The following is a 510-nucleotide window of genomic DNA, read 5'->3' as shown; positions in this document are numbered from 1 at the left end:
GCAGCTTATCGCGTCCTTCGTCGCCTCTGAGACCCTAGGCATCCCCCGTGTGCTCTTTGTTACTTCTTGTTTCGTAAACGCTGCTTCCCTTGCGGAAAGCTGCTTTCCTTATCACTAAGGCAAGCGCGCTACGCTTCGTTTTTGTTACCCCTTACGTCAAAGAACGTGTACTACTCTGGTGTTTAGTAGTGTCGAAGTTGCTTTCCTATTGAAAGCAACCAGTATTACAGAATCCTGAACTTTTCAGACCACCTGGCGAACCAAGTGGGCCTGCGTGGACTCGAACCACGGACCTCTACATTATCAGTGTAGCGCTCTAACCACCTGAGCTACAAGCCCGTATTCGGATTCAATATTATTTGAATGATGGAAAAGACAACAGCAAGTTGTTTAATTATAGGCGTATCACATACACGAACTCACGAGTCGAACTGCTCCAGAAAGGAGGTGATCCAGCCGCACCTTCCGGTACGGCTACCTTGTTACGACTTAGCCCTAATTACCTGTTCT

1 tRNA gene and 1 rRNA gene are annotated in these 510 nt (G+C 47.8%); both read right to left on the bottom strand.

What is annotated here, in order from left to right:
- Window positions 1–265: 265 nt before the first annotated feature.
- A tRNA-Ile gene (locus ACYU70_RS22450) sits at window positions 266–339 on the bottom strand.
- Window positions 340–440: 101 nt separating this feature from the next.
- Window positions 441–510, bottom strand: a 16S ribosomal RNA gene (locus ACYU70_RS22445); the annotation flags it as partial.

This window comes from Hymenobacter segetis, assembly GCF_054776495.1.
This window is presented reverse-complemented; position numbering and strand designations above follow the sequence as displayed.